Source organism: Blastococcus sp. TBT05-19 (genome assembly GCF_003319095.1).
Taxonomy (GTDB): domain Bacteria; phylum Actinomycetota; class Actinomycetes; order Mycobacteriales; family Geodermatophilaceae; genus Blastococcus.
The window spans coordinates 1-652 of the sequence record NZ_QOHI01000018.1 but is presented as its reverse complement, the minus strand read 5'-3'; the positions used below and the strand labels follow the sequence as shown (position 1 = coordinate 652).

At 69.6% G+C, this 652-nt stretch carries 1 protein-coding gene and 1 pseudogene; one reads left to right on the top strand and one right to left on the bottom strand.

Annotated elements, in window-relative coordinates; translation table 11 throughout:
• Positions 1 to 370: pseudogene (locus DQ244_RS19120) on the bottom strand (hypothetical protein); the annotation flags it as partial.
• 58 nt (positions 371 to 428) lie between these two features.
• Here DQ244_RS19120 and DQ244_RS19115 point away from each other — a divergent pair.
• Positions 429 to 652: MaoC/PaaZ C-terminal domain-containing protein (locus DQ244_RS19115; protein ID WP_255411617.1), on the top strand; the 224-nt coding region annotated here is incomplete at its 3' end.

Here is a 652-nt window from a genome sequence, read left to right as displayed (position 1 = left end):
GGTCGAGCCCGATCAGGTTCATGGCCAGCACCGTCGGCTCATCCAGGAACTGCGAGGAGACGAAGGGCGACGCGCTGGTCAGGTCGCCGGCCGACACGACCAGGTGGTTGGGGTTCGTCGCCTTTAGCCGCGCCACCGCCGACGCGAGATGCGCCGCGCCGCCTGCGGGGACCTGCACCTCCTCGCCCGAGGACCCGCGCGCGGGAACGGCCAGCTTGGGGGGCTCGAGCGCGCCGTGGAAATCGTTCAGCGCGATGATCTTCACGGCGACCGGGCCGCTGGCGGGCTGAACGGCGCGCGGCCCCGCGCAGGCGGACATGATCGCGAGCAACAACAGGGGGATCACGCGCATCGTCGGCTCCAGGACCACGGACGGTCCTTGGCACGGCCGTCGCGGGGTGTCACGACGCCGCCCGATGGAGGCGCCGATGCAGTATTTCGAGGATCTGTCCGTCGGGACCACGGCCCGCTTCGGCCGCTACGAGGTCACCCGCGAGGAGGTGGTGGAGTTCGCGTCGAAATACGACCCGCAGCCCTTTCACCTGTCGGACGAGGCGGCAGCGCAGACGCACTTCGGCCGGCTGTCGGCGTCCGGCTGGCATACCTGCGCGATGACCATGGCGACTGTCTCTTATACACATCTCCGAGCCCA